Below are 22,611 nucleotides of genomic sequence, written 5' to 3' on the forward strand. Positions count from 1 at the left end.
CGGGCTACTTCTTCATCTCGGCGAGCGCGGCCTTGAACTCCGCGACGTTCTCCTTGTTGATCACGTCGACCCCGGTGTCGATCACCTTGCTCGGGGGGATGGCGGCGATGGCCGCGTCGCCCTCGGTCGCGAGGCGGTGGAGCCACTTGCTCCCCAGGTAACCGAACTGGAACGGCTTCTGCACGACGGTGCAGGCGACAGTGCCGTTCTCGATGCCGGCGAGCGTCGCGTCCTCCTCATCGAACACGGCCGGCTTGACCTTGCCCTTCTTCCCGAGCGCCTCGACGGCGGCGACGATGGCCGGCCCGTTGTACGACCAGAGGCCGGTCGCGACGTCGAGGTCCGGGTGGGCGTTGATGATGTCCTCCACGTTCGTGCGCGCCTTGGCGAGGTCGGTGTTGTCCTCGCGCTTGTCGACGAGCTGGATGTTGTGGGGAGTGACCACGTCCTGAATGCCCTTGAGGCGCTGGGCCGCGTTGTCGACCGCGAACATGCCGACGAAGGCGGCCATCTTCCCGCCGTTCGGCAGGAGCTTCACGATCTCGTTGCCGAGCACCTTGCCGGCCTCGTAGTTGTTCGTGCCGATGTAGAGCAGCCGGTTCGATCTCGGGGCGTCGGAGTCGAACGTGATCAGCTTGACCTTCTCCGCGACCTTGTTCAGCACGGTCACCTGATCGTCCGGCGCCAGGACGCTCACGCCGACGGCGTCGTAGCCCTGGCTGGCGAGGCTCTCGAGGATCTGGTTCTGCTCCGTGGGCGTGCTGTTCTGCGGCACCTTGAGGTCGACTTGAATCTTGGCCTCTTGCTCGTACTTGCGCACGCCGGCGAACGCGATCTTCCAGAAGTCGCTCGAACCGTTCGTCACGAACGCGACCTTGATGACCTTGGCCGTGGCTTCTTTGCCGTTGCCTTTGCCGCTGACCTCGCCCCCACCTCCCTGATCGCAGCCTGCGATCAACGCCATCGACAGCATGGTGAACGCCGCACATGCGAGCTCCCAGAGACCCTTCTGATGGTTCACGGCGGTTCTCCTCCGTTCGTCCGCGCGAAGCGTGCGTCGAGACGACGTCGCTGCTCCGCGACAGCGGTGATGCCCCAGAGCGATGCTAGCGACTCACCTCGCCGATGTCGCGCCTCGCGTGAACGACCCGGTCGGATCACCGAGGTGACGCGCAGTTCATCTGTTCCGGCAGCGGACGAGCGTGTGCGAGCCCACCCGATCTGGATAACAAGTGAGGCGAGGCACATGGGATGTGCGGTGTGAATCTCATGACTGCGGGGTTGCTGCTGAGGATGTGTCCGCAAGGCGGCGACGTGGTGCGCGGGAGGCGCACTGACGGCCAGCTCGGGAGCGCGCGGAGCGGCGGTGGAGAGCTGGTGTCCGAGCCCGGACTCGGCTGCTCGGTCTGCCCGTCCGCCGGCGACCCCTATCTGTTCTTTTTTGCGGCTTTGCGACTTTGCGGCTTTGCGTTGAAATCTCTCGCCAGATCGCTGGCTGGACTTCTGGCGGGCGGAGCTAGCCGGAGCGCCGGAACAGGCCCAGCAACCGCCTGAGCAGCCCCGGCTTCGGGGTCGGCGCGTCTGCCGCCGGCGCCGGCGCCGCCTGGTCGCGGCGTGCTGACCTTGGCGCCGCGTCGCGGGGCTTCGCCACGGCGGTGTCCCGGGGCTTTGCTGCCGCGGGAGGCGCTCCGGGCTCCTCACGGGCGGCCTGCGCGCCCTGGTCCGCGGTGGGCTCGGCCGCGCGGCTCGGTGCCTGCTTCGCTGCCTTCTTTTCGGCCCGCGCCTGGACTCTGGCCTTCATTGCCTCCTTGGCGGTGAGCGCGGGCTTCTTCTTCCGCGGGAATGCGGCGCTCGGCGGAGGCACCCACACGGCGTCCCGGCGCGGCTCGGGGGTCGTCTCCGGCGCCGGAGCCGGCGCCACGCCGCGCGTCTCGGCGGGCAGCGGCTGCCGCGACGCCTTGGAGGCGTTCGCCTCTCCCGCGGCGGGCGCGCGCTTCGCCTCGGCGGGCGCGCGCTTCGCCTCGGCGAGCGCTGCGTTGCGCTCCGCCTCGCTCTGCGCGGGGTCCGCGCGCTGCTCTCGTGTGGCGGCGCCCGGCGCTGGATGGGCCGCGGGCGCGCGGGTCTGGGCGGCGGCCCCGGGGCCTGTCCGGCCGCGCGGCGTCGCCCCGTCCCGCGCCCACCTGCCCTTGTCCGGCGAGCGGCGCTCGGCCGCGTTGCCGCCGTGCGGCCCGCGCTCGGCCGAACCGCTGTCGCGTCCTGCGCGCTCCGCCGGCCCGCGCTCGCGCGCTCCACGGTCGGCAGGTCCACGCTCCGCTGGCCGCGCCGGGCGCCGCGGCGGCGGCTCCTGCGCGGGCGCTGGCGTGCGCGGCCGGCGCATGTCGATGACCCGCGGCGGCCGCGATCGAGCCGGCGCGGCGGCGGCGGGCGAATCGGCGGCGGGCGAATCGGCGGCGGGCGAATCGGCGGCGGGCGAATCGGCGGCCGGCGCCACCACGGCGTCTGCAGCGCTCGCTGCGCCCACCGTCGTGGTCGTCGTGCCGCCGGAAGAGGCCTCCGCGCCCGCCTCCGCCGGCTCTCCGGCGGCTTCCGTCGCGCGCTCCTCGACGGGCCCCGCGCTCTCCGGTTGCCCCTCCCCGTTTTCCGCTGTGTTTTGCTCGACCATGGGGCTCCTCCATAGCGTTGTCGGGCGCTCCGCGAAACCGGATCTCTCCGCCCCCCGCGCGCGGCCCGCGCGGTGCGTATCGTTCGAAGAGGGAAAAGAGGGATGAGGCGGCCGCGCCGGGCGGAGCTGCGCCCCGCGCGCCATTGCGGCAAGCCGGCCCGGTGCGCTCGGCCCCGGCCGGCTTGCCCAGCGGCCCGGCTACTCGCCCAGGTAGGGGACGAGGTTGACGGTCTCGCGATCGAGCTGGTGAATCCCGAAGCGGCGGGCGGCGAACAGGACCTCCTCGCCGCTGGTCACGAACCTCTCGGGCCAGCCCCAGAGCGGGAAGAACGCCTGTGCCTTCGGCGCCTCGGGCTCCTCGAGGGAGATCGCCAGGGCGCCCCCGGGCACCTCGAAGAGCGCCCGCATGTCGGCCGTGTGGCGCAGCGACGCCCACGAGGCGAGTCGGACGGTGGAGAGCACGTCGAACTCGGGGATCGCGGGGTCCTCGTTCTCGTTCTCCGGCGCGGGCGGCGGCGCCTCACCCGCCGGCGAGAGCGTTGTCAGCTTCTGGTTGGGATCCCAGCCGGCGTACCACCCGCTGCTCGGGCGCCAGATCAGGCTGTGGGACAGGACGGGCAGCCCGCGGCCGTCGATGGAGATCGCGTTGACCTGGCGGTCCGGGAACTTCTGGTACTCCTGCAGGTACGCGAGCCCCTCGTGCACCTCGAGCCGCGCGATCGCCGTCTCGATGAACTGCCGGCCCCACACCCTGTCCCTCGCGAAGATCGACGCGCCCTGGATCGCGAGCACCTCGCCGGGCACGTTGATCCCCGGATCGAGCGCCGGCTGCGACGGGTTGGTCAGGTCGAGGTGCGTGAGGAAGTACTGCGTGCGCGGGCGCGGATCGTCCGGCGCGCGCCCGCTGATCGAGCGCTTGATGTTGAAGTAGAGCTCCCCGTCGTCGTTGAGGACGTTCACGGTCTCGTTGTCGTCCGGCAGCGCGACGGCGGGCGCCACGGCCGGGTGGTCCGGGTCGGAGAGGTCGACAACGTGGACCTCCACTTGTGCCCAGCTGCGGCGCGGGACGTACTCATAACAATACGTCGACGTGATCCCCACGATGTCGTTCCGGTCGACCTCGACCGGGGTGCAGCTCGTGTCCGCGCCGGGGTGGTCCGTGCACTCGGCGAACCCGCCGTTGCAGTACTCCTCGCCGCCGATGTTGCGGCACGTCCGCTCACCGGCCATGTACGTGCAGCCTTCCTGCCCGAAGCAGCCCGGATCCTCGACCGAGCTGGTCCGGCACGCCCAGCCGACCCCGAGGTCCTCGGTGTGGCCGATGACGCGCAGGAAGGCGAGGGCGTCGCGCGCGGGGTGCACGGTCGAGAACGAGCTCGCCCCGCCGTGGTAGCCGCCCGTGGCGGGGAGATCGCTCGTGTCGAGCGTGCCCGCCCGCCGCGGCGCGGTCGGATCGGACAGGTCGATCACCTCGAGGTGGGTCACCTTACCCACCCAGTTCTCGAAGGTGGTGGTCAGCGACACGAGCAGATCGCCCACCTGATGGAGCTCCGCGTCGGCCGGCAGATCGAAGGTGGCGATCGGCTGCGCGAGCTGGGTGAGCCCGGCGCTCGGCACGACCTCCGCCTTGACCTTCCGGTTCTCGGCGGGGGTCCAGTAGAGATCGTAAGGCATCTTCACGCGGACGCGGTGCTCGCCGAACGCGAAGACCTTCACATAATCCGGGGCGAGATCGAGGTGTCCGAGCTTCTCGGGCGTGTCGAGCTTGTCCTGCGCGTAGAGGGTGAGCTCCTCATCCGAGACGTTCGCGGTGGCGATGTCCTCGGCGCGGAACGTGCGGCGCGCGGGGGTCCCATGCTCCATCACGCCGCGGCGGGTCAGCGTGGTGTCCGAGAAGGTGAAGATCTGCACGCCGGAGAACGGCCGCCGGGTGTTGTCCACGACCCTGCTCGCGGAGAACGGGAGCAGCACGAGGCCCGTCTCGGGCTCTCCGGTCGCCGCCACGGCGTCCACCGCGTCGTCGAGCACGGTGAACGCGCGGTGATCCCAGTCGGCCTCGGACCAGCTCCAGCCCTGGGCGCCGCCGTCGATCTCGGCGCGCGCCACCAGGGGATCCTGGCTCGTCAGATCGGTGATGTCGTAGAGGCTGGCCGCGAGCTGCCGGCCGTTCTGATCGTTCACGCCGATGCCGATCAGGCGGGTCGCGCCGAAGACGGGGCGGAAGAAGTTGTTCCACCCGGACACGATGAACTCGCTCTCCTCGGTGACGTTCCCGCTCGGATCGATGGAGAAGGCGTGGAAGGGATCCTGGCGCCGGTAGGTGACCGCGAACGCCCTGTCGTCCAGGAAGATGGCGCCGTAGAGCGACTGTTCGGCGCCGAACTCCTCGCTGTCGATCGGCACGATGTTGTCGGGATCGGCCGCGTTCCACGTCTCGAGGTAGCTGGGCGTCCCGTCGGCCCACTGCGGACCGGAGAAGACCCGCAGCATGTTGTCGCGGAAGTCCATGTGGAACTGGGAGCGCACGTAGCCGGCCGTGCTCACGCTGTCGCGCAGCACCATGGACCCGTCGCGGTTCGAGATGTCGATGATCGAGATCTCGCTGGGATCCTGCGACCAGCTGCCGCCGTTGCGCGCCACGAGGAGCACGTCCGCCTCGGCGTGGATGGCGGTCACGGCGTCGCCGAGCTCGATCTCGCCGCGCTCGATGAGCGCGTCGGCGCCGACATCGAAGCTCCGGACGAGGGTCTTGTTGACCCACTGGAACTGCCCGGGGTTGATCTCCTCGAGCTCCGAGCCGTTCGAGGCGATGTAGAGCGAGCTCGCGCTGTCGCCGCGCGCGAGGCGGCTCGTCATGATGGAGCCGGTGACCGGGTATTGCGACAGGAGCTTCGGCGCGGCGCGGTCGGCGATGTCGATGAACAGCACGGTCCCGCCGGTCCGCCGCTCCACGGTCAGGCCGTCGGCCTTGAGCTGGTAGCCGGCCCAGTCGTTCAGGAGCACGACCGCGCGGTCGCCGACGACGTACATCTCGACCGGGGTGCCGGCGATCTGCATCTGGCCCAGGAACTTCGGGTCTGACGGGTCCTGGATGTCGATGACCTGAAGGCCGCGGAAGGTGTTGAGGTTGAGGAGCTGCCCGTCGCCGAGGACGCGGTAGATGTCGCCTTCCTCGAGCTCGCGGCTCTCTTCTTCTTCCTCCTCTTCTTCCTCTTCTTCTTCCTCCTCGCCGAGGTACCCCTCGGTGAAAGGATCATCGGCCGACACGAAGTCGGTGGGCCCCTCCGGGGTCTCGGGCTCCTCGGGCTCTTCGGGCTCTTCCTTGGGAGGATCGGGCTCCTCCTCCTCGGGCGGAGGGTTCTCGTTCTCTTGTTCGGGTGGGGTCTGCTCCTGGGGTTCGGGCTTGTTGTCGTCGCTCCCGCATCCCTGTCCGAACAGCAAGAGGAGCGCGGCCATCACGCTGGCCTGCGCTGACAGCACACCTCTGAATCGTGTTCTTCTCTTCGCCACAGCTACTCCTCCCTGGCACCTCGCATGAGGTGCGGAGACTGCGCACATCGATGGGTCCTACACGGTTCAACGTGGTCGGAACGTCGCGGCCCGAGGGCGGCGGTGCGGCGAGTCCCCGGCGAGCGATCGAGGGCGCGTCCGGCACGGCGCATCCCGCGATCGAGCCGGTCTTCGCGGCTTCGCACTACCGCGGACCGTGAGCTTGCATCCAGCCGAGTATCCACCTTCTGGAGGAGCCGCTCAACGTGGAATGCCGTGACGGAACGGAGGCAGAGCGGATGGGTCCGCATGACGCAGGACGGCATCTGGGGCGGAGTGGAGCATCGAACGCTCACAGCTGGCGGTGTCTGCCCACAGGGGGGCTTCCGGGCTTGCCGCCTCACCTCGTTGAGCGCCGGGAGCGCCTCGTCCTGCTCCCCGGGCTTGTGCCCCTCGTGCGCACGGGCGCAGGCGTGAGCCTGAAGCACAACGCGCGGGAGATCCACGCGCCGTATGGGGCGCGGGCGCTCCGGCAGGACGGCGGAGACGCAGCGCGCGCCGATCCGACAGCGCGCAGCGAGAGGGGATCGAGCCAGCGCAGGCAGCCATCGCCGCCGGGGTGAAGTGTGCTCTACGTCCCGCGACCAGGTCCGTGCTATGCTCCCGGGTGAGAGCGGCAGATGCGGTGTGCGGTGGGCTGCCAGCTTGCGGACGACCAGCCCGGAGAGCACGAATGGACCAGCAGACCCTGTGCCGCGCTCAGCGTCGATCGGGCTACGCGCAAGACGAGGATATGCTTCATGGTGAAAGAGATCGTCGTCTTCGGAACACCTGTCACATTGCAGTCAAAGAACGCGCAGAGGCGGGAAAGCTGGAAGAGCAAGGTGGCGCAGGCTGCGAGAGACGTCGTGCTCGAGGACGAACTGGTCGTCGGCGCCGAAGTCTCTGCTGTGATAATCTATTTCTATTTCGATGATACAGACATTGATCTGGACAATATCGCGAAGCCGATCCTGGACGCGTTGCCATCGATTGTTTACGGGGACGATAGCCAGATCGCGCAGCTCCTCCTCCGCAGGACGGATCTGCGTGGTCGAGAAGTCCAGGATCCTTCTCCACGGTTGCTGGGCGCCCTGGCGCAGGCCATAGACGAGCTGAGGGATTTTGTGTACATTCGCGTCACGGACGAGGCCGTTGCCCACGAGAGGTTGCCATGAAGTCGAGCGCCGCAGAGCAGCGTCATCATGAGGTCGTCGTCGCCGTTGCCAAGGAGTACGAAGGGAAGGGGTACGATGTCACAGTGGAGCCCCTCCCCGATCATCTCCCGGGGTTTTTGAGGCCTTACCGGCCCGACATCCTCGTGCGCAAGGGGGAGGAGAACTACGTGATCGAGGTGGCTCTGCCGGGCGCACACAGGGGTGATAGACATCTATGGCCCGCGCTCGCCGAGAAGGTATCGAGGGAGCCCGGGTGGCACTTGAAGGTCGTTGTTGCAGATGTGGAGGCGGGTGAGGCGCCGAGGTTGCACGCGCTGCCAACCGCAGACGACGTTCGAGCGCAGCTGAAGGTGGCGCAGTCCCTCCTCGAGCAAGGTAGCGTAGCGGCCTCCCTGCTGTTCGCTTGGTCGCTGTTCGAGGCTGCGGCGCGGTTGCGCATGCTCGGTGATGGGCGTGACCCCGCAAAGCCCGCAACGCCAGCGTCGCTGATTACGAGCCTCGTCTACTTTGGTCACATCGAGCAGCACGAGGCCGATTCGTTGCGAGATGTGATGAGAGTGCGCAACGGCGTGGCGCATGGCTACCTCGGTATCGGTGCGCCCGTCCCGGAGGACAAGGTCCGGCTGCTGCTCGACGTCGTGCGTCGACTTCTCTCCGATGAGAGCGGAGATGATAGCTCGGCCTCGCCGTTGGCGTGAGACGCCGGACGCGGAGCGGTCGGTCGCGGACGGCGATCCCGAGCGACGGAAGCGAGAGGAGATGCATCAACACACGACCTCCAGCGCTACCCGGCGCTGTTCCAAGACGAGGATGGCCGGGCGTGGCTCGTGAAGCCGTTGTCGAGGGGGGCACCGGCTCCGAGCGCTCTTCACCAACCCGCGCTCCCCCGCGCCCCCGTCACGCGGCCTCTTCCTTCTCCTCCGCCCGCGCCACCGGCAGCGCCACGAAGAACGTCGATCCCTTCGAGACCACGCTCTCCACCCAGATCCGCCCGCCATGGCCCTCGACGATCCGCTGCGCGATCGCCAGCCCGAGGCCCGTCGAGCGCTCCCCCCCGGTGCTGACCGTCCTCGCCCGCCCGAACGGCCGGAAGAGCTTCCCGAGGTCCTCCGCCGCGATCCCGGGCCCCTCGTCCTTTACCGACAGGATCACCTCGGACCCCCCGCCGGCGTCCTCCCCCCGGCCGCCGTGGACCTGGACGCGGATGGTCGTGCCCGGAGGCGAGTAGTGGATGGCGTTGCTGATGAGGTTGTTGAGCACCTGCTCCAGCTTGTGGACGTCGACCTCGACCCGCGGGACGCCCTCGTCGCTCTCGACGACGAGCTTCATGTTCTTCTGCCCCGCCAGCACCAGGTTGAGCGCCACGTTGGACTCGACGAGCTGGACGATATCGGTGCTCTTCCTGTCGAGGTTCAGCTTGCCGAGCTCGATCATCGACACGTCGAGCAGATCGTTGATGAGCGAGAGCATGAATTTGCTCGAGCTCCTGATCATGTTGACGATCTCGACGCCGCCCTCCTTGAGCAGCGACGACGGCTCCCCGCGCCGGTGGCTCATCAGCATGAAATCGCTGTAGCCCAGGATGACGCCGAGCGGGTTCCTGAGGTCGTGGGCCGCCATGCCGACGAAGCGGTTCTTCTCCTCGTTCAGCCGGACCAGCTCCGCGTTCTTCGCCGCGAGCTCCTCGTGCATCTGGACGAGCTGCCGGTTGCTCTCCTCCAGCGTGTCGGCGTACTGCTTGAGCTTGAGCTGGCTCCGCTTGTGCTCGATGGCGTAGCGCATCGTGCGCTCGAGGATCTGCGCGTCGAACCTCCCCTTCACCAGGTAATCCGCGACGCCCGCGGTCATCGCGGCCATGTCGATCTCCTCGTCGCCGACCCCCGTCAGCATGATGATGGGGATCGCGCAGCCGAGGTGGTTGGCCTCACGCACGACGTCGAGGCCCGTCCGGGCGTCGAGCCGGAAGTCGAGGAGGCAGACGTCGTAGCCGCCGGCGCGCAGCGCCCGGATCGCCTCGTCCGAGCTGCTCAGCCACGTCACGTCGTACCGGGTGCGGGGCGCGTCGCGGAGGAGCCTCCGCGTGACGAGGTGGTCGACCTCGTCGTCATCCACAAGCAGGACCTTCATCACGCTGTCGTTCATCGGGAGCCTCGACCACGCCGGACATCGGCGCTCTCCCGCCGGCAAGCTTCGCGCCACGCCGCCTGCTCCACCCCCGCCGCGGCGGAGGCCAGGGTCTTCGCCCCGCCCCTCATGGCCGGCGTTTCTGCTCTTCGGCGACGCCCACGAGCGCGCGGGCCAGGGTGATGAGCTGCCCCGCGTCGAACGGCTTGACGAGGAACGCCGACGCGCCGAGGCGCGACAGGCACTGCCAGTCGGCCGCGCCCCCGGTCCCGGTCGCCACGATGATCGGGAAATCCCCCTGTGGGAGCTTGCGCACCGCCGCCGTGAGCGCGATGCCGTCCAGCCCGGGCATGTCGAGGTCGAACACGCCGAGCGACGGGCGGTTCGCCTCGATGGCTTCCAGCGCCGCGGCGCCGTCGGGCGCGGTCTCGATGGCCGCGCCGGGCAGCGCCTCCGCGAGGACGCTGGCGAGGAAGCTGCGGAACGACGGGCTGTCGTCGGCGACCACGACGCGCGTCGTGCGCGCGTACGCCGGCAGGGCGCCGCGCGCGTCGAGCAGCGCCTCGCGCAGCGCCTCCGCGCTCGCCGTGCGCTGCTCGGGCTCCTTGGCCAGCGCCGCGAGCACCGGCGCGTCGAACGACGGCGGCAGATCAGCGCAGATCTCGCTCGGCGGGATCGGGGGCTGATACGCGTGCTGCATGACGAGATCCACCGTGCTCGTGCTCTGGAACGGCAGGCGGCCGGCGAGCAGGTAGTACGCGACCACCCCGAGGGCGTAGACGTCGATGCGCGGCAGCAGCGCGGGATCGAGCTGCCGGCCCAGCGCCACCTCCGGCGCCAGGTACGCCGGGGTGCCGGAGAAGGCGAGCTCGATCCGATCGCCGCGGGGGATCCGCTTCGCGAGCCCGAGATCGGCCACCACGACGCGGAGGGCCTGGCCGACGAGGATGTTGCTCGGCTTCACGTCGCGGTGGGCGATGCCCGAGGCGTGGATCGCCGAGACGCCGAGGCAAACCTGGTCGAGGACGCTCAGCGCCTCGTCGAGGCCGAGCTGTCCCCCCTTGCTGTGGATATGGGTGTCGAGCGTGACCCCCGGCACGTACTGCATGACGAAATACGGCGCGTTCTCGTACTCGCCGAACGCATAGATCTCGACGACGTTCGGGTGGTGGACGCGCGCCATCGCCCGCGCCTCCGCCAGCAGGCGGGCCTGCATCTGCGCGTTGTCGAGCTGCTCGGGCCGGAGCAGCTTGATGGCGACGTCCCGCTGGAGCTGCTCGTCGCGGGCCAGGAGGATGACGCCCATCGCCCCCTCTCCGAGGCGACCGACGACGCGGTAGACCCCGCCGAGCAACGTGCCCTCGGGCGGCACCTGCACCGGGCTGCCTCCGTCGTGCAGGCTCGAGCGCGCCGCGGCCTGCCAGAGGTCCTCGTCGCTCAGCGTCGAGCCGTCGCCGTTCCGCTCGGCCGGCGGCTCCGCCCGCGTGGGGGGACGGTCCCGCACCACGGTGTCGACGCCCTGCAGCGTATCCGCGGCGTCGGGCGCGAGCGGCGCGGGGGGATCGCCGCCGTTCGCGCTTCCAGAGCTGAAGCTGGGCGAGCCGTCCGCCGCGTCTGCCATGGTGCGCATGATACGTGCCCTGCTCATGCCTATCAACGGAGAGCGACATGCGCTCCAGCTGCGAAGCGCGGTGCACGGGGCGGTCTGACGGCGTGTCGCGGGCGCGTCACGGTCAGGCGGGATGTCGCTGCTGTGGCAGGATGCCACGCTGCGCGGCGAGCGTGGCTTTGCGCCGCGCTCGCCGGCCGGCCAGGCCGCCGCGCGCTCGGAGGACGCCGATGCCGATGGTGCGCCTTCGCGTGCCCGGGGCCTCGGGAGCCCGTCCCCGGCGCGCGGAAGCGCCGCGCGGGGGGCCGGGCGGGCGGCTGGCTCACGCTGCTCGTGGCAGGCCGAAGAAGCGATGGCCTTGACGCGTGTCGCCGGCCTCGATTGTTTCAGCCGTCCAGCAGCTATCCCTCTCGTCAATCCATGGCGAGCTTCGCCTTTTCCCCGCCGAGCATGGCGACGGGCGAGCCAGCACGGCGGCAGGGTCGTCACGATCACCTCGGTCGTGGGCTTGCAGGAAGAGCCAGGCCGCATGCCCGCCGTCGGACCTGCCTGTCCGCGGAAAGGCGGTTGCCGAGGGAGTAACCGTCCGGCGATGAGGGGTTTTCTGAAGGCCGACGTGAATCGGAATGGCTATACTCGAATGGCCATGAGGATGCTCCCGGTCGAGTCCGTCTGTGCCGGCGCGCCAGGAGCGAGGAACGGCTGTACAGTACAGTGAAGTACAGTATAGAAAATGAGTGTTGATGGCCAACGGCTAGCGGATCGATATTGAAGAGAGCTCGACGGAGTCATCGGGCTCCCGCGCTGAGTGAACCGAAAGGTGGCCTGAGCCCTATCGGTCACTCTGGGGGCCATGGAGATCGAGGTGACGATGAATATTCTCGTTGCGGAAGATGACGACGATCTGCGCGAGCTCGTGGCAATGACGCTCTCGGTGGAGGGATTCCATGTGCAGACAGCGCGGCACGGACAAGAGGCTCTGGAGAGGATAGGTGAACACATGCCCGACCTCATCCTGCTCGACATGAAGATGCCGGTCATGGACGGCCGGACGTTCGCGCGGGAGTTCCAGATCCGATACGGCCGGTCGGTGCCCATCATGGTCCTGACCGCGGCCGAGCACGCCGCCCTTCGAGCCCAGGAGATCGGCGCCGCAGGGTGGATCGCGAAGCCCTTTCACTGCGACCAGCTGGTCAGGATGGTACGGTCGCACCTTCGCACGTGAGGGGCAGGCGGAGGTGAAACGTGCTGCCACGGCCTTCCTCACTCTCGAACCACAGCTCTCCTCCGTGGCGCACCACGATCGCGCGCGACAGGTACAGCCCCGTCCCCATCCCTCCGTAATCGTGGGGCGTATCGGTGTGGGCGCGATGGAAGCGCTCGAAGATCCGCGCCCGCTTCTCCACGGGGATCCCCACCCCCTGATCGCGCACGGACACCAGGGCGTCGAGCGCGTCCGCCATCCGCACGTCCAGCTCCACCTTGCCGCCGTCCGGTGAGTACCGCAGGGCGTTGTCGAGCAGGTGCGCCACGACCCGCTCCAAGAGCTCGCGGTCCCCTTGGAGCACAACGGGCTCGGCGCACGTGACCCGGATGCGGCGCGACCGCGCCCCCTGCTCCAGGCGCGCCGCCATGCGTTCGGCCAGCTCCCCGAGATCCACGCGCTCGAGCACCAGATCCAGCCGGCCGAGCTGGACTTGCGAGAGGAACAGCAGATCGGCCACGATCCGCTCGATCCGGTCGGCGCCCCGCAGCAGCCCGTCCAGGATCCGGCGCTGACCCGGCGGCAGCTCCGTCGCCGTGCGCAAGAGCATCTCGGCATAGCCCATGATCACCGTCACGGGCGTCTTGAGCTCGTGCGCGGCCACGCGGAGAAACTGGTCCTTGAGCCGGTCGAGCTCCACGAGCTCGGTGACGTCCCGCACGACCGCCACCGCGCCCACCACCTGCCCCCCCGCATCGCGCATGGGCGAAGCGCTCGTGTGCACGTAGCGGGTCCGCTCCGCGCCGGGGAGCGAGATCGTCCCCTCATCCAGGGCCACCGTCTCGCCGCCGAGCGCGCGCATGAGCGGCGTTTGCTCCGCTTCGTAGGGCGTCCCGTTCGGGCGGTCGAAGCGGAGCCGCCGCACCAGCTCCGCGATGGGCCCGCGCGCCTCGTCCGGGCTCGCGAGCCCTGCGAGGCGCGCCGCCGCATGGTTGGCCAGGGTGACGCGCCCGTTCCGGTCGACGACGAAGACGCTGTCGACCATGTTGTCGAGCACCGCCTTGATCTCCATCTGGCTCCGCTCGAGGTCGGCGTAGAGCATGGCATTGTCGAGCGAGATGGCCGTCTGGGCGCCGAGCAGCTCGAGCACCCGGATCGCGCCGGCCGTGAACGCCCCCGTCGCGACGTTGTTCTCCAGGTAGACAAGGCCGCTCAGGCGCGCCTGCCGTACGATGGGGAGGCACAGCAGCGAGTGCGGCCGTCTCCGGGTGAGGTGCTCGTCCGAAGCGAACCGCGTCGCCGCGGCGGCCTCGTCCAGGATGACGGGCTCACGCGTCCGCGCGACGTAGTGGAGGATCGACATCGGGAACGCCGCCGCCGAGGCCGGGACGCCCTTGTGGCGCGCGACGCGGATCTCCGTCCCGTCGGTCGTGGCCTCGGCGTAGACGGCGAGCTCGCCGTCGCGGACCAGGATCAGCGCCCCTCTCTGCCCGCCCGCCTGCTGGAGCACGATCTGCAGCAGCGTCTCGCTGAGCTTCGGCAAGAGGATCTCGGACGAGATGCTCTGCAAGGCTTTGACCACCGAGAACAGGTCGAGCTGCTCGGGCGCGGCCACGAACGTGGCGGTGAGCGCGACCGATGGTCGCTCGACGAGCTCGGGGTAGCATCGGTCGAGGCTCTGGACTTTGCCGTCGGCGCCCCAGCGGACATAGCAGGAGCGGGCCTCGCGCAAGTAGGTGTCGGCGAAGCGCACGAACCCTCGCGCCCGGTAAAACCGAGATGCGAGCTCGAAGGCAAGCGCTTCGACGTGGACGAAGCCGCTGTCGCGCGCCGAGTGGACGGCCTCTTCATAGAAGCGCATGGCGTCGAGGTCCCGCCCCTCGGTGCGGGCGACCTCGGCTGATACAAGGGCGTAGCGGGTCCGGAAGTTGTCGGGGCAGTTGTCGGCCCAGAGCGCCAGCTTCTGCAATTGCTCCTCGAGCGTCTGCGCGAACTGCCGCTGCTGCTCGGCAGGGGCCTGCGCATAGAGCGCCGTCAGCGTGAGCGCGTGGTAGAAGTGATGCATCGCCTCGATCGCCATCGATGCCACCTGGTGCAGCATCGACGTGGCGCTGGTCGCGGACTCGAGCGCTTCGGCGTAGCGTTCATGGGTAAATGTCGCGATCTGCTTCATGACGTGGTAGTATGTAACTCCAAGGCCGAAGCCCGCCTTCTCGAGGGTCGCGATACAGCTCTCCTCGTCGAAGGTGCCGTCGCTGAAGCTCGTGGGCGCCTGCGTCGCTCCCTTCAGGCTCGCTGCAAACTGCTCTTCGAGCCGGAGGACATGGTACACCACGTCATTGTGGGTCTGCCGGGCGAACGCGATCTGCTTCCGCGCGACATCGATGACATGAGCGAGCGGCTCTCCGCTCTCCAGGACGAGCCATGTCATGTTGTAGGTCAAGTAGCCGGCAAAGACGAGATCTCCGATCTCGAGGCAAGCGAGAAAGGCCTGCTCCATGAGCGGGAGGCTCGCTGCGAAGCGCCTGCACCAGACTCTGATGACGCTCGCGTTCTGGAAGAGCAGCTTCCCTTTCAGTTTCGCCGTGGCACCCTTGAATTTTTCATTCAGCCTGAGCGCCATCTCGGAGAACTGAAGCGCGCGCGGGATGTCGCGGTAGAACGAGATCAGCACCATGCTGTAATTGCTATAGATGAAAGAGGACTCTTCGGCGTGCCCGCGCTGCAGGGAAGCGCTCACCCCCTTGGCGGTGAGCAGGACCCAGAGCGCCGGTCGTGAGGTGTATACGATGGGGAACGATTCGGCGATCAGGCCGATGAGCGCGCGCGCGCCCTCGTCGGTGGCTACAGGCGCATCGACGAGGTCGGCGATGGGGCGCCCCTGCAGGTTGATCGAGACCTGCCGGATCTCGGCCTCCGCGGCCATCTGGATCTCCTCGTCGGACTCCGGGAGCATCACCCCGTAGAGCTGCAGGGCCTGGATCATGACCGCCACGGCGTCGCGGTGCCGTCCGGCGATCTGGTAGAGCCGCAGGCGCGATCGGTACGCCCTGGATCGGTCGGGCTTGGAGCGGGCGTTCTGGAGAATCAGGTCGAACAGCTCGTCGGCCTGCTGGAAGCGGCCGACGAGGTACTCGCATTCGGCGAGCTCCAGGTGGAGCGTGAACGCATCCTCGTACCGTGCGCGCCAGGCGTCCGGTGGCAGGAGGGATGTCGCCTGGGCCAGGTAGCTGCGAGCCGACGCGTAGGCCACCGAGGCTTTTGCCTTGGTCCCCGCCAGGAGGTTGAGCCGGCAGAGCGCCTCCTTCTCGCGCGGGTCGGTGAGGAGGTGGGCGCCGTGATTGAGCTGGTTTGCGACATCGAAGACCCGCTCTGCGATCCCCTGCTCTGGCAACCGAGACAAGAGGAGCCGGCCGAGCTGAAGGTGCATCTCGGCGCGCAGCTCCGCCGGGATGAGCGAATAGGCCGCTTCCTGGATGCGGTCGTGGAGGAACTTGTATGTGCTGTCCACGCGGATGACGAGGCCCGCGCGGACGGCCTCCCAGAGGTCCGCGTGCACGTCGTGCTCCACGCTGCCGCGAACCATCGCCAGGAGGGCGACCTCGGCGGTATTTCCGAGACAAGCGAGCTGCTTCAGCGCTTCCTGGGTCTTCGCGGGCAGCCGCCTGAGCTTGCCGACCATCAGGTCGACCACGTTGTCGGTGTAGCCCTTTTCGCGGATCTTCGCGACGTCCCACCGGAAGGCTTCGGTGCGCTCGTCGAACTCGATCAGGCGCTCTTCATGGAGCGAGAGGAGGAACTGAATGGCGAAGAATGGATTGCCGGCCGTCTTCTCGTAGGCGAGATCGGAGAGCGGCGCGCCGTCTTCGAGGCCGCAGCGAAGCGCCTCGCCGACGAACGCGGCGAGGTGCTCGTGCGGTATCGGGCCGAGCACGATGTTCGAGACGCGCGCGCCGTCTCTCCGCACCTCGTCCAACGTCACCAGGAGCGGGTGGGTGGGGGATACCTCGTTGTCGCGGTAGGCGCCGATGACGAGGAGATAGCGCATCTCAGGGTGGGCCAAGAGGTCCTTGAGCAGCCCGAGGCTGGCCGCGTCGACCCACTGGAGATCGTCGAGAAAGAGCGCGAGGGGGTGCTCCTTCTGGGCGAACACCCCGATGAAGTGCCGGAGCACCATGCGGAAGCGGTTCTGCGCCTCGGTCGGCGGCAGTTCGGGGACCGGCGGTTGCCGTCCGATGATCAGCTCGACCTGGGGGATCACCTCCACGATGAGCTGGGCGTTGACCCCGAGGACGTCGAGCAGCTGCCGTCTCCACGCCGCGATCCGCTCCTCGCTCTCGGCGAGGAGCTCGATCGCGAGCTCCTGGAAGGCCTGGACGAGCGTGGCGTAGGGGATGTCGCGCTTGTATTGATCGAACTTGCCCGAGAGAAAGAAGGCCCGCTCCCGAATGATCGGCTTATGCAGCTCATGGACGAGCGCGCTCTTGCCGATCCCGGAGTATCCGGAGATGAGCAGGAGCTCCGGCGTCCCCGTGGCGACCACGCGGCCGAAGGCCTGCAGCAAGGTGGCGACCTCCGCCTCTCTGCCATAGAGCTTCTGCGGGATCTGGAGCCGGCCTGTCGTGTCTCGCTCGCCCAGCGCAAACGGCTCCACCCGCCCGCTGGCGCTCCACTCTGCGAGGCACCTCTCCAGGTCGCGCTGGAGGCCGCGAGCGCTCTGGTAGCGATCCTCGGGCATCTTGGAGAGGAGCTTCAGGGTGATGCGCGAGATCGTCTCGGGCACCTCGGGGACGAGCTCCGACGGCGAGGTGGGGACGCGGGCAACGTGGCAATGGACCCATTCGACCGGGTCGCGCGCCTCGAAGGGGAGCCTGCCGGTGAGCATTTGATTGAACGTCACGCCGAGCGAGTAGAGGTCGGTGCGGTTGTCGATGGCCCTGCTCGTCCGACCTGTCTGCTCCGGCGATAGATAGGGCAAGGAGCCCTCGATGAGCCTGGGGGGCTGCGCGCGCTGCTGCTCGCGGGGGAGGCGGGACGCGAACCCGAAGTCGGCGATCCTGACCTCGCCGGAGGCGGGGTTGACGAGGATGTTGCCGGGTTTCAGGTCCTTGTGGATGACGTCCTGCTGGTGGACGTCCGCGACCGCCGCCGCGATGCGGATCGCGAGGGGGAGGAAGCGCTCGATCCCCATGGGCGTCCCGAGCAGGTGATCGAGGGACTGGCCGCCGAAGTCCTCCAGGATGAGGGCCGGCATGCCCTGGTACGTCTCGAGGGCGAGCGGCTTGATGACGGCCCGGGCGTCGAGCAGCTGTCCGAGCTCATACTCGTGCTTCAGCCGCTCGCGGTCCTTCGGGCGGCTGCGCCGCGGATCGAGCACCTTGAGGATGACCGGGCAGCGATCGGCGCTCCTGACCGCACGATAGACGACGGCTCTGCCATCGAGGGAGAGAGGCATGGTGATCGTGTACGGGGAGGCGAGGGGCATGGAGAGGGTTCCTGATGCGCGACACGCTCGGCGAGGGCGATGAGGCCGCGCGCGCGGTGCTCGACGGGGCTCGGGCATCGTCGGTCGGGCCGCCGAGCCGGACCGAGGACGTGATTGAGCGCATCACGCGGGCTCGAATCCATACCAGCCGGGCTCAGCGCCCCGTGCCGGCAGGACCCTGTGAAGACGCGACGGACCGTGATGCCATGCGCTGTCGACATGAGCGTGGATCTTGTGCCTCACGTCGCGGGCGTCATGAGTCTGCGTTCCAGAAAAGGAAATGCAGCCAACCAGGCAAGGCGGGGCCGGCTGCGCTTGCCGTCTGGTCGTACGCGTCCACGAGCAGGGTGAACGAGCGCGCCCGCCTGTCCGCGGCCTCGCTCGGGCCCGGGGCGGCGCCGTGCTCCCTCACGCCGAGGGCGGCGAGGAGCTCAGGCCCGAACTCGCCGGCGCGCCTCACCTCTGCCTCGGTCGCGGCGGTCTTCCCCGCGATCTCGGGCCAGCTGCCGCTGAACAGCGCCGAGAGCGCCACGAGCACGGAGGAGCGATGGAGATCAAGACCGCGCAGTCTCCGCGCCTCCCCAGGACGGTGCAGGCGTCGGGGGTGGCGGCGCGCGGCGGCCGGGATCAGGGGTTGTAGCGGCGGCCGCTGCGGTAGCTCGCGATGGCCAGCTCCACCGGGCGGAACAGCGGGGTGGGCAGCGCGTCGAGCGGGTACCAGCCCCAGCCGGCGATCTTGTGGGGCTCGCGCTCCTCGGGCTCGCCGTCGAACTCCTCCGCGAGGAGCTGGATGTCCACGTAGTGCTTGCCGTAGGCGAGGATGTTGCTGAGGCACAGGAAGGAGAGCTTCCTGACGATGAGGCCGCTCTCCTCGCGCACCTCGCGGATGGCGCAGTCCTCGAACGACTCACCGAGCTCCAGGTGACCGCCGCACCACGAGTAGCTGCCGTCGCCGTGGCTCCCGCGGCGCCGCGCGAGCAGCACGCGCCCGTCGCGCACCAGCATGACGCCCACGCCCACCAGCGGTCGCTCCGCGGCGTTCCCTCCGACGATCGCCTCTCCCAAGGACACCTCCCGCACGCGACGCCGCCGTGCGTGGAGCGCGCTCTAGCACGGCGCGCTCCACGCACGGCGCGCAGCGGCGCCGCTCGGAACGCGGCGGGTCGACCCGCCGCTCCCGCTGCGCCGGCCCGGGCGGCGCACGGAGCCACCTCGCGCACGTGCAAGCGCCGGTACCGATTGACTTTTCAGTGAACACGCGTACCGTGCCAGACACCATGGATGCGTCCTTGCCCTGGGAGCTGAACCCCGTCCTCCAGCAAAGCCGGCTCGTCCTCCTGGCGCAGACGGCGGTCGATGTCCGCAACAAGGCGTTCAGCGAGGCGAACCGCGAGGAGGGCGATACCAGCTGGGGCATCGGCTGCAAGGCGCACGAGCGGTTCGGTCATTCCCTCTGCAAGCTGGCAGAGAGCGGAAAACATCCGTGGCTGTCCGTCCATCGAGACGGGCTGTACTTCATGCCGCACATCGAGGGCGTCGCCGTGCGCGTGTACCGCGGTCCGGCCGACAAACCCTCGCAGCGGCACCTCGAGGCCGCGCGCAGCGAGCACGGTCGCCGCGCGGATACGCGACAGATGGCCTTCTCGTTCATGGGGGAAGAAACCGAGCCGGATGGCCCGTGGTTCTGGATGATGGCCGTGGAGACGGACGTCGAGGGGAGGGCGCTCCGCGCCGTGTTCTTCCAGGCCAACGAGGCCGGCGGGACCCGGCACGCATGGGAGGCCCCGGTCGAGTGCGTGTCCGGCGAGCCTGCGCCTGCGCCTGCGCCCGAGCCCGGAGACAAGCCGGCGCGCCCGGCGCGACCGCGCGCGGCACAGGGCCAGCAAGCGAAGGATGCGCTCCTGTCGCGCGACGGACGGCCGCTGGTCCGCGCGCAGACGATGACCCTTCCGCTCGTGTCACAGCCGAGCTGACGGCCGGCGAACGAGGCGGAGCCGCTGGAACAAGGGCTGTCCTGGCGCGGAGTGCAGATTCGTGCGCTCCGCGACAAGGCGGTGAGCCCCCGCCGACACACCGGCGCAGGAGCCCGGGTTATACCGGCATTCCCATCGTCCGGCGGAGCGCGTCGAACTCCTCGGTGAAGCGCCCGTTCCCGCCCCGCAACACGAGCGGCGGCTCGTCATGGCACGACGCCACGGCCTCGGCGCGGCGCAGGGCATAGACCGCGAACAACGCCGCCCTGCCCTCCTTGGGCACGACGTCGCGCCACGCCTCGAGCGCGAGCCCGGCCGCGGCCGCCGCCGCCTCGACGCGAGGCCGCTGCCGCGCCCCGGCGCAGGCCACGAACGGCGCGCCGGGGGCGAGCAGCCGCGCGGCCGCGAGGCAGTAGTCCTCCACGCCGCCGCGGTGCTCGAAGCGGCACGGCCCGCACTGGACCCGATAGGACTCGATGCCGCTGCCGACCGGCAGGTACGGCGGCGTCCCCGTCACGAGCTCCGCCGGCGCGAGCCCGTCGAGCACCGCCGGATCGCGCAGGTCCCCCCACCGGACCTCGCCGCGCGCGTCGACGCCGTTCCAAGCGACCGACCGCCGCGCCATCGAGGCGCTCACCTCCTGCGCCTCCACGCCCACGCAGCGCGCGTCCGGGAAGCGCCACGCGGTGAACAGGAGCACCGTGCCGATGCCGCAGCCGAGGTCGACCGTGCGGCGCGGGGGCGTGCTCGCGACCCGCTCGGCCGCGAACCAGGCGGTCACGAGGTCGTCGGCCGACCAGCGGTGCCCGTCGAGCCGCTGCAGGATCCGGAAATCGCCCGAGAGATAGCAGAGGTCCTCGCCCGGGGCGGGCCAGACGTCCGGGCGATCCGGCGTCGCCGGCCGCGGCCCAGGGACGACCCACCCGGGCGGCCGGCGCGCAGGGCGCACGACCCCGCCGCTCGGCGCGAGAGAGGGCTGGACATCAGGAGGAGCGAGCATCGACCCCGTGTACCACGCCCCTGCGGCGTCGGGGGCGCGCGCAATGCCGCTGGAGCGCGGCGGTCTCGCGGCGTCAGTCGTCCGGGGGCGGGGTCACGCAACCGTCCTCGAGTGAGGGATCATCGCAAAAGAGGCAGGGGGTGGCCTTGCAATCCATCGCAGGGCACGACGCGGGGCAGGCCGGGTCATTCGGGTCGCAGTGGATAAGCTGCCATGTGAGCGAGCTCATGTCCTCCGGGTCCGTCGGGCAACGGCACTCGTTGAAGGCGTGCGACGCAGTCACGGTGAGCGTGTGGCACTCCTTATCCGGCGTCACCCCGTCTGTCGGGAGCGTGAAGTTGTCGAAGTCCAATTCGATCGTGAAGGCGCGCTGTCCGCCTTCGATGGTCCCGGCCGCGATCAACCTCGGGGACACCTCCCCTCTCCGGTACGGCCTCCCGAAGCGGCTGCGCCTCCCGTAATCGATGTACTGGGCAGTCTGCACGGGGTCGCCGTTGTCCTCGGACAGAACCGTCACGCTGAAATTCAGGATACCTTCGCGCCCCGGGATGATGTGGATAGGGAGGTGGGGAGGAGGGAAGACCGCAGAGAGCACCGGCGCGGTCGGCTCGGGATGCTCGTACGTCGGCGGCTCGAGCACGAGGCAGCCCGTGGTCGAGGTGACGAGCGCTGCCGCCGCGAACGAGCGGACGAGCGCGGCGGAGCAGCGCGGGAGCGCAGCGAGGACAGGGGCACGGCGAAGGGAAGGGCGGGACGGGGCGATCATGGTGGCGCTGGGCAGGGGCCGATCGGGTCGGGGGCCGTGCTGGATGCTGGGACTTTACCCGCTGGGGCGGCGCACGGTCGATCTAGCTGGAATCTGGCGGCCGCCGCCCGCGGCGGCGCGCCCGTGGCCCCTCCACGCGCGCCGCGGCGTCACTTGCGCGGGCTCGCAGGCGCGCTCTCCAGCGCGTAGACGACCTTCACCTGCGTGCCGAACGGGACCTCGCCGGACGACACGGGCGTCCCCATGTCCGCGGAGTACCCGCCGGAGGCGAGCGCGGCGCGGGGGGCGTAGATGGGGCCGTGCTCGACGACCTCGCTGATCGAGACGACGCGGCCGAGCGAGACGCCCTGGAGCCTGGCGAGCGCCTCGGCGCGAGCCCGCGCGTCCGCGATCGCCTTCTCCCGCGCGCGCGCCTCGAGCGGGTCGGTCTCGTCGAGGCCGAACGAGACGCCCCAGACGTTGTTCGCGCCGGCGGCCACGGCGGCGTCGAGCACCGCCCCGACCTGATCGAGCTTGCGGATGACGACCATCACGGTGTTGCTCACCTGATAGACGTGCGACGGCGGAGGCGGCGCTGCCGGCGCCAGGTCGGCGGGCGGCGGCTTCGGCGCGGGCGGCTGAGGCGCCTTCGGTCCGCGCCCCGCGGGAGCCGCGGGCGCCGCGGCCGGGGCCGCCGGCGCCGGCGCGACGGGGGCGGGCACCGGCGCGGGCTGCGCGTAGCCCATGGCCATCCAGGGCGGCACGTCGGCCTGCCGCACGAGCTGGATGGAGTAGTTGCTGGTCTGGATGTCCTTCTCGGCCAGGCCGGCGTTCTTGAGCGCGGCGAGGATCTCGGTCATGCGCGCCGCGGCGAGCTTCGTCGCCTCGTGCACCGTCGGCGCCATCACCTCGATGCCCATCTGGGCCCGGGCGACGTCAGGCCTCGCGCTGACGTCGCCGCGGCCGACGACCGTGATGGTGTTGACCTCCGGGGAGGCGGCCACGGGCGGCGTCGCCTGCGCCGCGCACGCGGCGAGCAGCGGTGTGACCGAAAGCATGAGCCCGGCGAGGTACGCGCGGGACAGGGAGCGCTGGTTCTTCAT

General features: G+C 69.6%; 16 protein-coding genes. 5 read left to right on the forward strand and 11 right to left on the reverse strand.

Annotated elements, in window-relative coordinates:
• Positions 1 to 4: 4 nt before the first annotated feature.
• The 3 genes from WMF45_RS13240 to WMF45_RS13250 all read right to left on the reverse strand — a co-directional run bounded on the left by WMF45_RS13240 (position 5) and on the right by WMF45_RS13250 (position 6,142).
• The gene (locus tag WMF45_RS13240; RefSeq protein WP_437717265.1) at positions 5 to 1,021 is read right to left on the reverse strand and encodes a sugar-binding protein; all 1,017 of its coding nucleotides are present in this window, start codon (positions 1,019 to 1,021) and stop codon (positions 5 to 7) included.
• Positions 1,022 to 1,516: 495 nt separating this feature from the next.
• Complete coding sequence (locus WMF45_RS13245; protein ID WP_437717266.1) at positions 1,517 to 2,662, reverse strand: hypothetical protein; 1,146 nt, start codon at positions 2,660 to 2,662, stop codon at positions 1,517 to 1,519.
• A gap of 198 nt (positions 2,663 to 2,860) precedes the next feature.
• Positions 2,861 to 6,142 carry a beta-propeller domain-containing protein gene (locus WMF45_RS13250; protein ID WP_437717267.1) on the reverse strand — a complete coding sequence of 1,094 codons (3,282 nt, stop codon included), beginning with the start codon at positions 6,140 to 6,142 and terminating at the stop codon, positions 2,861 to 2,863.
• A gap of 401 nt (positions 6,143 to 6,543) precedes the next feature.
• On the opposite strand from WMF45_RS13250, the gene WMF45_RS13255 reads away from it, so the two are divergent.
• The 3 genes from WMF45_RS13255 to WMF45_RS13265 all read left to right on the forward strand — a co-directional run bounded on the left by WMF45_RS13255 (position 6,544) and on the right by WMF45_RS13265 (position 8,066).
• Entirely contained in the window at positions 6,544 to 6,774 is a 231-nt protein-coding gene (locus WMF45_RS13255) for a hypothetical protein (RefSeq protein ID WP_437717268.1), read from the forward strand.
• 177 nt (positions 6,775 to 6,951) lie between these two features.
• Positions 6,952 to 7,368 (forward strand): RusA family crossover junction endodeoxyribonuclease, encoded by a 417-nt coding sequence (locus WMF45_RS13260; RefSeq protein WP_437717269.1) that lies wholly within the window; start codon positions 6,952 to 6,954, stop codon positions 7,366 to 7,368.
• Complete coding sequence (locus WMF45_RS13265; RefSeq protein WP_437717270.1) at positions 7,365 to 8,066, forward strand: hypothetical protein; 702 nt, start codon at positions 7,365 to 7,367, stop codon at positions 8,064 to 8,066. The genes WMF45_RS13260 and WMF45_RS13265 overlap by 4 nt, the downstream gene beginning before the upstream one ends.
• 199 nt (positions 8,067 to 8,265) lie before the next feature.
• On the opposite strand, the gene WMF45_RS13270 is transcribed toward WMF45_RS13265, so the two are convergent.
• Together WMF45_RS13270 and WMF45_RS13275 are read right to left on the reverse strand one after the other, a co-directional pair.
• Complete coding sequence (locus WMF45_RS13270) at positions 8,266 to 9,510, reverse strand: ATP-binding protein (protein ID WP_437717271.1); 1,245 nt, start codon at positions 9,508 to 9,510, stop codon at positions 8,266 to 8,268.
• Between the two features lie 109 nt (positions 9,511 to 9,619).
• Positions 9,620 to 11,113 (reverse strand): protein kinase domain-containing protein, encoded by a 1,494-nt coding sequence (locus tag WMF45_RS13275; RefSeq protein WP_437717272.1) that lies wholly within the window; start codon positions 11,111 to 11,113, stop codon positions 9,620 to 9,622.
• A gap of 841 nt (positions 11,114 to 11,954) precedes the next feature.
• Between WMF45_RS13275 and WMF45_RS13280 the strand changes: the two genes are divergently transcribed.
• Positions 11,955 to 12,326: a response regulator gene (locus tag WMF45_RS13280; protein ID WP_437552123.1), complete on the forward strand. Its 372-nt coding sequence runs from the start codon at positions 11,955 to 11,957 to the stop codon at positions 12,324 to 12,326.
• Here the strand turns inward: WMF45_RS13280 and WMF45_RS13285 are convergent.
• From WMF45_RS13285 to WMF45_RS13295, 3 genes are all read right to left on the reverse strand, one after another.
• A complete protein-coding gene (locus tag WMF45_RS13285; RefSeq protein ID WP_437717273.1) occupies positions 12,295 to 17,760 on the reverse strand; it encodes an AAA family ATPase in 5,466 nt (1,821 codons plus the stop codon). The genes WMF45_RS13280 and WMF45_RS13285 overlap by 32 nt on opposite strands.
• Before the next feature lie 283 nt (positions 17,761 to 18,043).
• Positions 18,044 to 18,322 (reverse strand): hypothetical protein, encoded by a 279-nt coding sequence (locus tag WMF45_RS13290; protein WP_437717274.1) that lies wholly within the window; start codon positions 18,320 to 18,322, stop codon positions 18,044 to 18,046.
• A 95-nt stretch (positions 18,323 to 18,417) separates the two neighbouring features.
• Positions 18,418 to 18,855: a nucleotide triphosphate diphosphatase NUDT15 gene (locus WMF45_RS13295; protein ID WP_437717275.1), complete on the reverse strand. Its 438-nt coding sequence runs from the start codon at positions 18,853 to 18,855 to the stop codon at positions 18,418 to 18,420.
• A gap of 212 nt (positions 18,856 to 19,067) precedes the next feature.
• Between WMF45_RS13295 and WMF45_RS13300 the strand changes: the two genes are divergently transcribed.
• On the forward strand, positions 19,068 to 19,763 hold the full coding sequence (locus WMF45_RS13300; protein ID WP_437717276.1) for a hypothetical protein: 696 nt from the start codon (positions 19,068 to 19,070) through the stop codon (positions 19,761 to 19,763).
• 118 nt (positions 19,764 to 19,881) lie between these two features.
• Here WMF45_RS13300 and WMF45_RS13305 read toward each other — a convergent pair whose 3' ends face one another.
• The 3 genes from WMF45_RS13305 to WMF45_RS13315 all read right to left on the reverse strand — a co-directional run bounded on the left by WMF45_RS13305 (position 19,882) and on the right by WMF45_RS13315 (position 22,611).
• The gene (locus tag WMF45_RS13305; protein WP_437717277.1) at positions 19,882 to 20,763 is read right to left on the reverse strand and encodes a tRNA1(Val) (adenine(37)-N6)-methyltransferase; all 882 of its coding nucleotides are present in this window, start codon (positions 20,761 to 20,763) and stop codon (positions 19,882 to 19,884) included.
• A 73-nt stretch (positions 20,764 to 20,836) separates the two neighbouring features.
• The gene (locus WMF45_RS13310) at positions 20,837 to 21,529 is read right to left on the reverse strand and encodes a hypothetical protein (RefSeq protein WP_437717278.1); all 693 of its coding nucleotides are present in this window, start codon (positions 21,527 to 21,529) and stop codon (positions 20,837 to 20,839) included.
• Between the two features lie 149 nt (positions 21,530 to 21,678).
• Positions 21,679 to 22,611, reverse strand: coding sequence for an SIMPL domain-containing protein (locus tag WMF45_RS13315; protein WP_437717279.1), 933 nt, complete (start codon positions 22,609 to 22,611; stop codon positions 21,679 to 21,681).

Origin of the sequence: Sorangium sp. So ce448, from assembly GCF_051520915.1 — a bacterium.
In the GTDB taxonomy this organism is placed as follows: domain Bacteria; phylum Myxococcota_A; class Polyangia; order Polyangiales; family Polyangiaceae; genus Sorangium; species Sorangium cellulosum_B.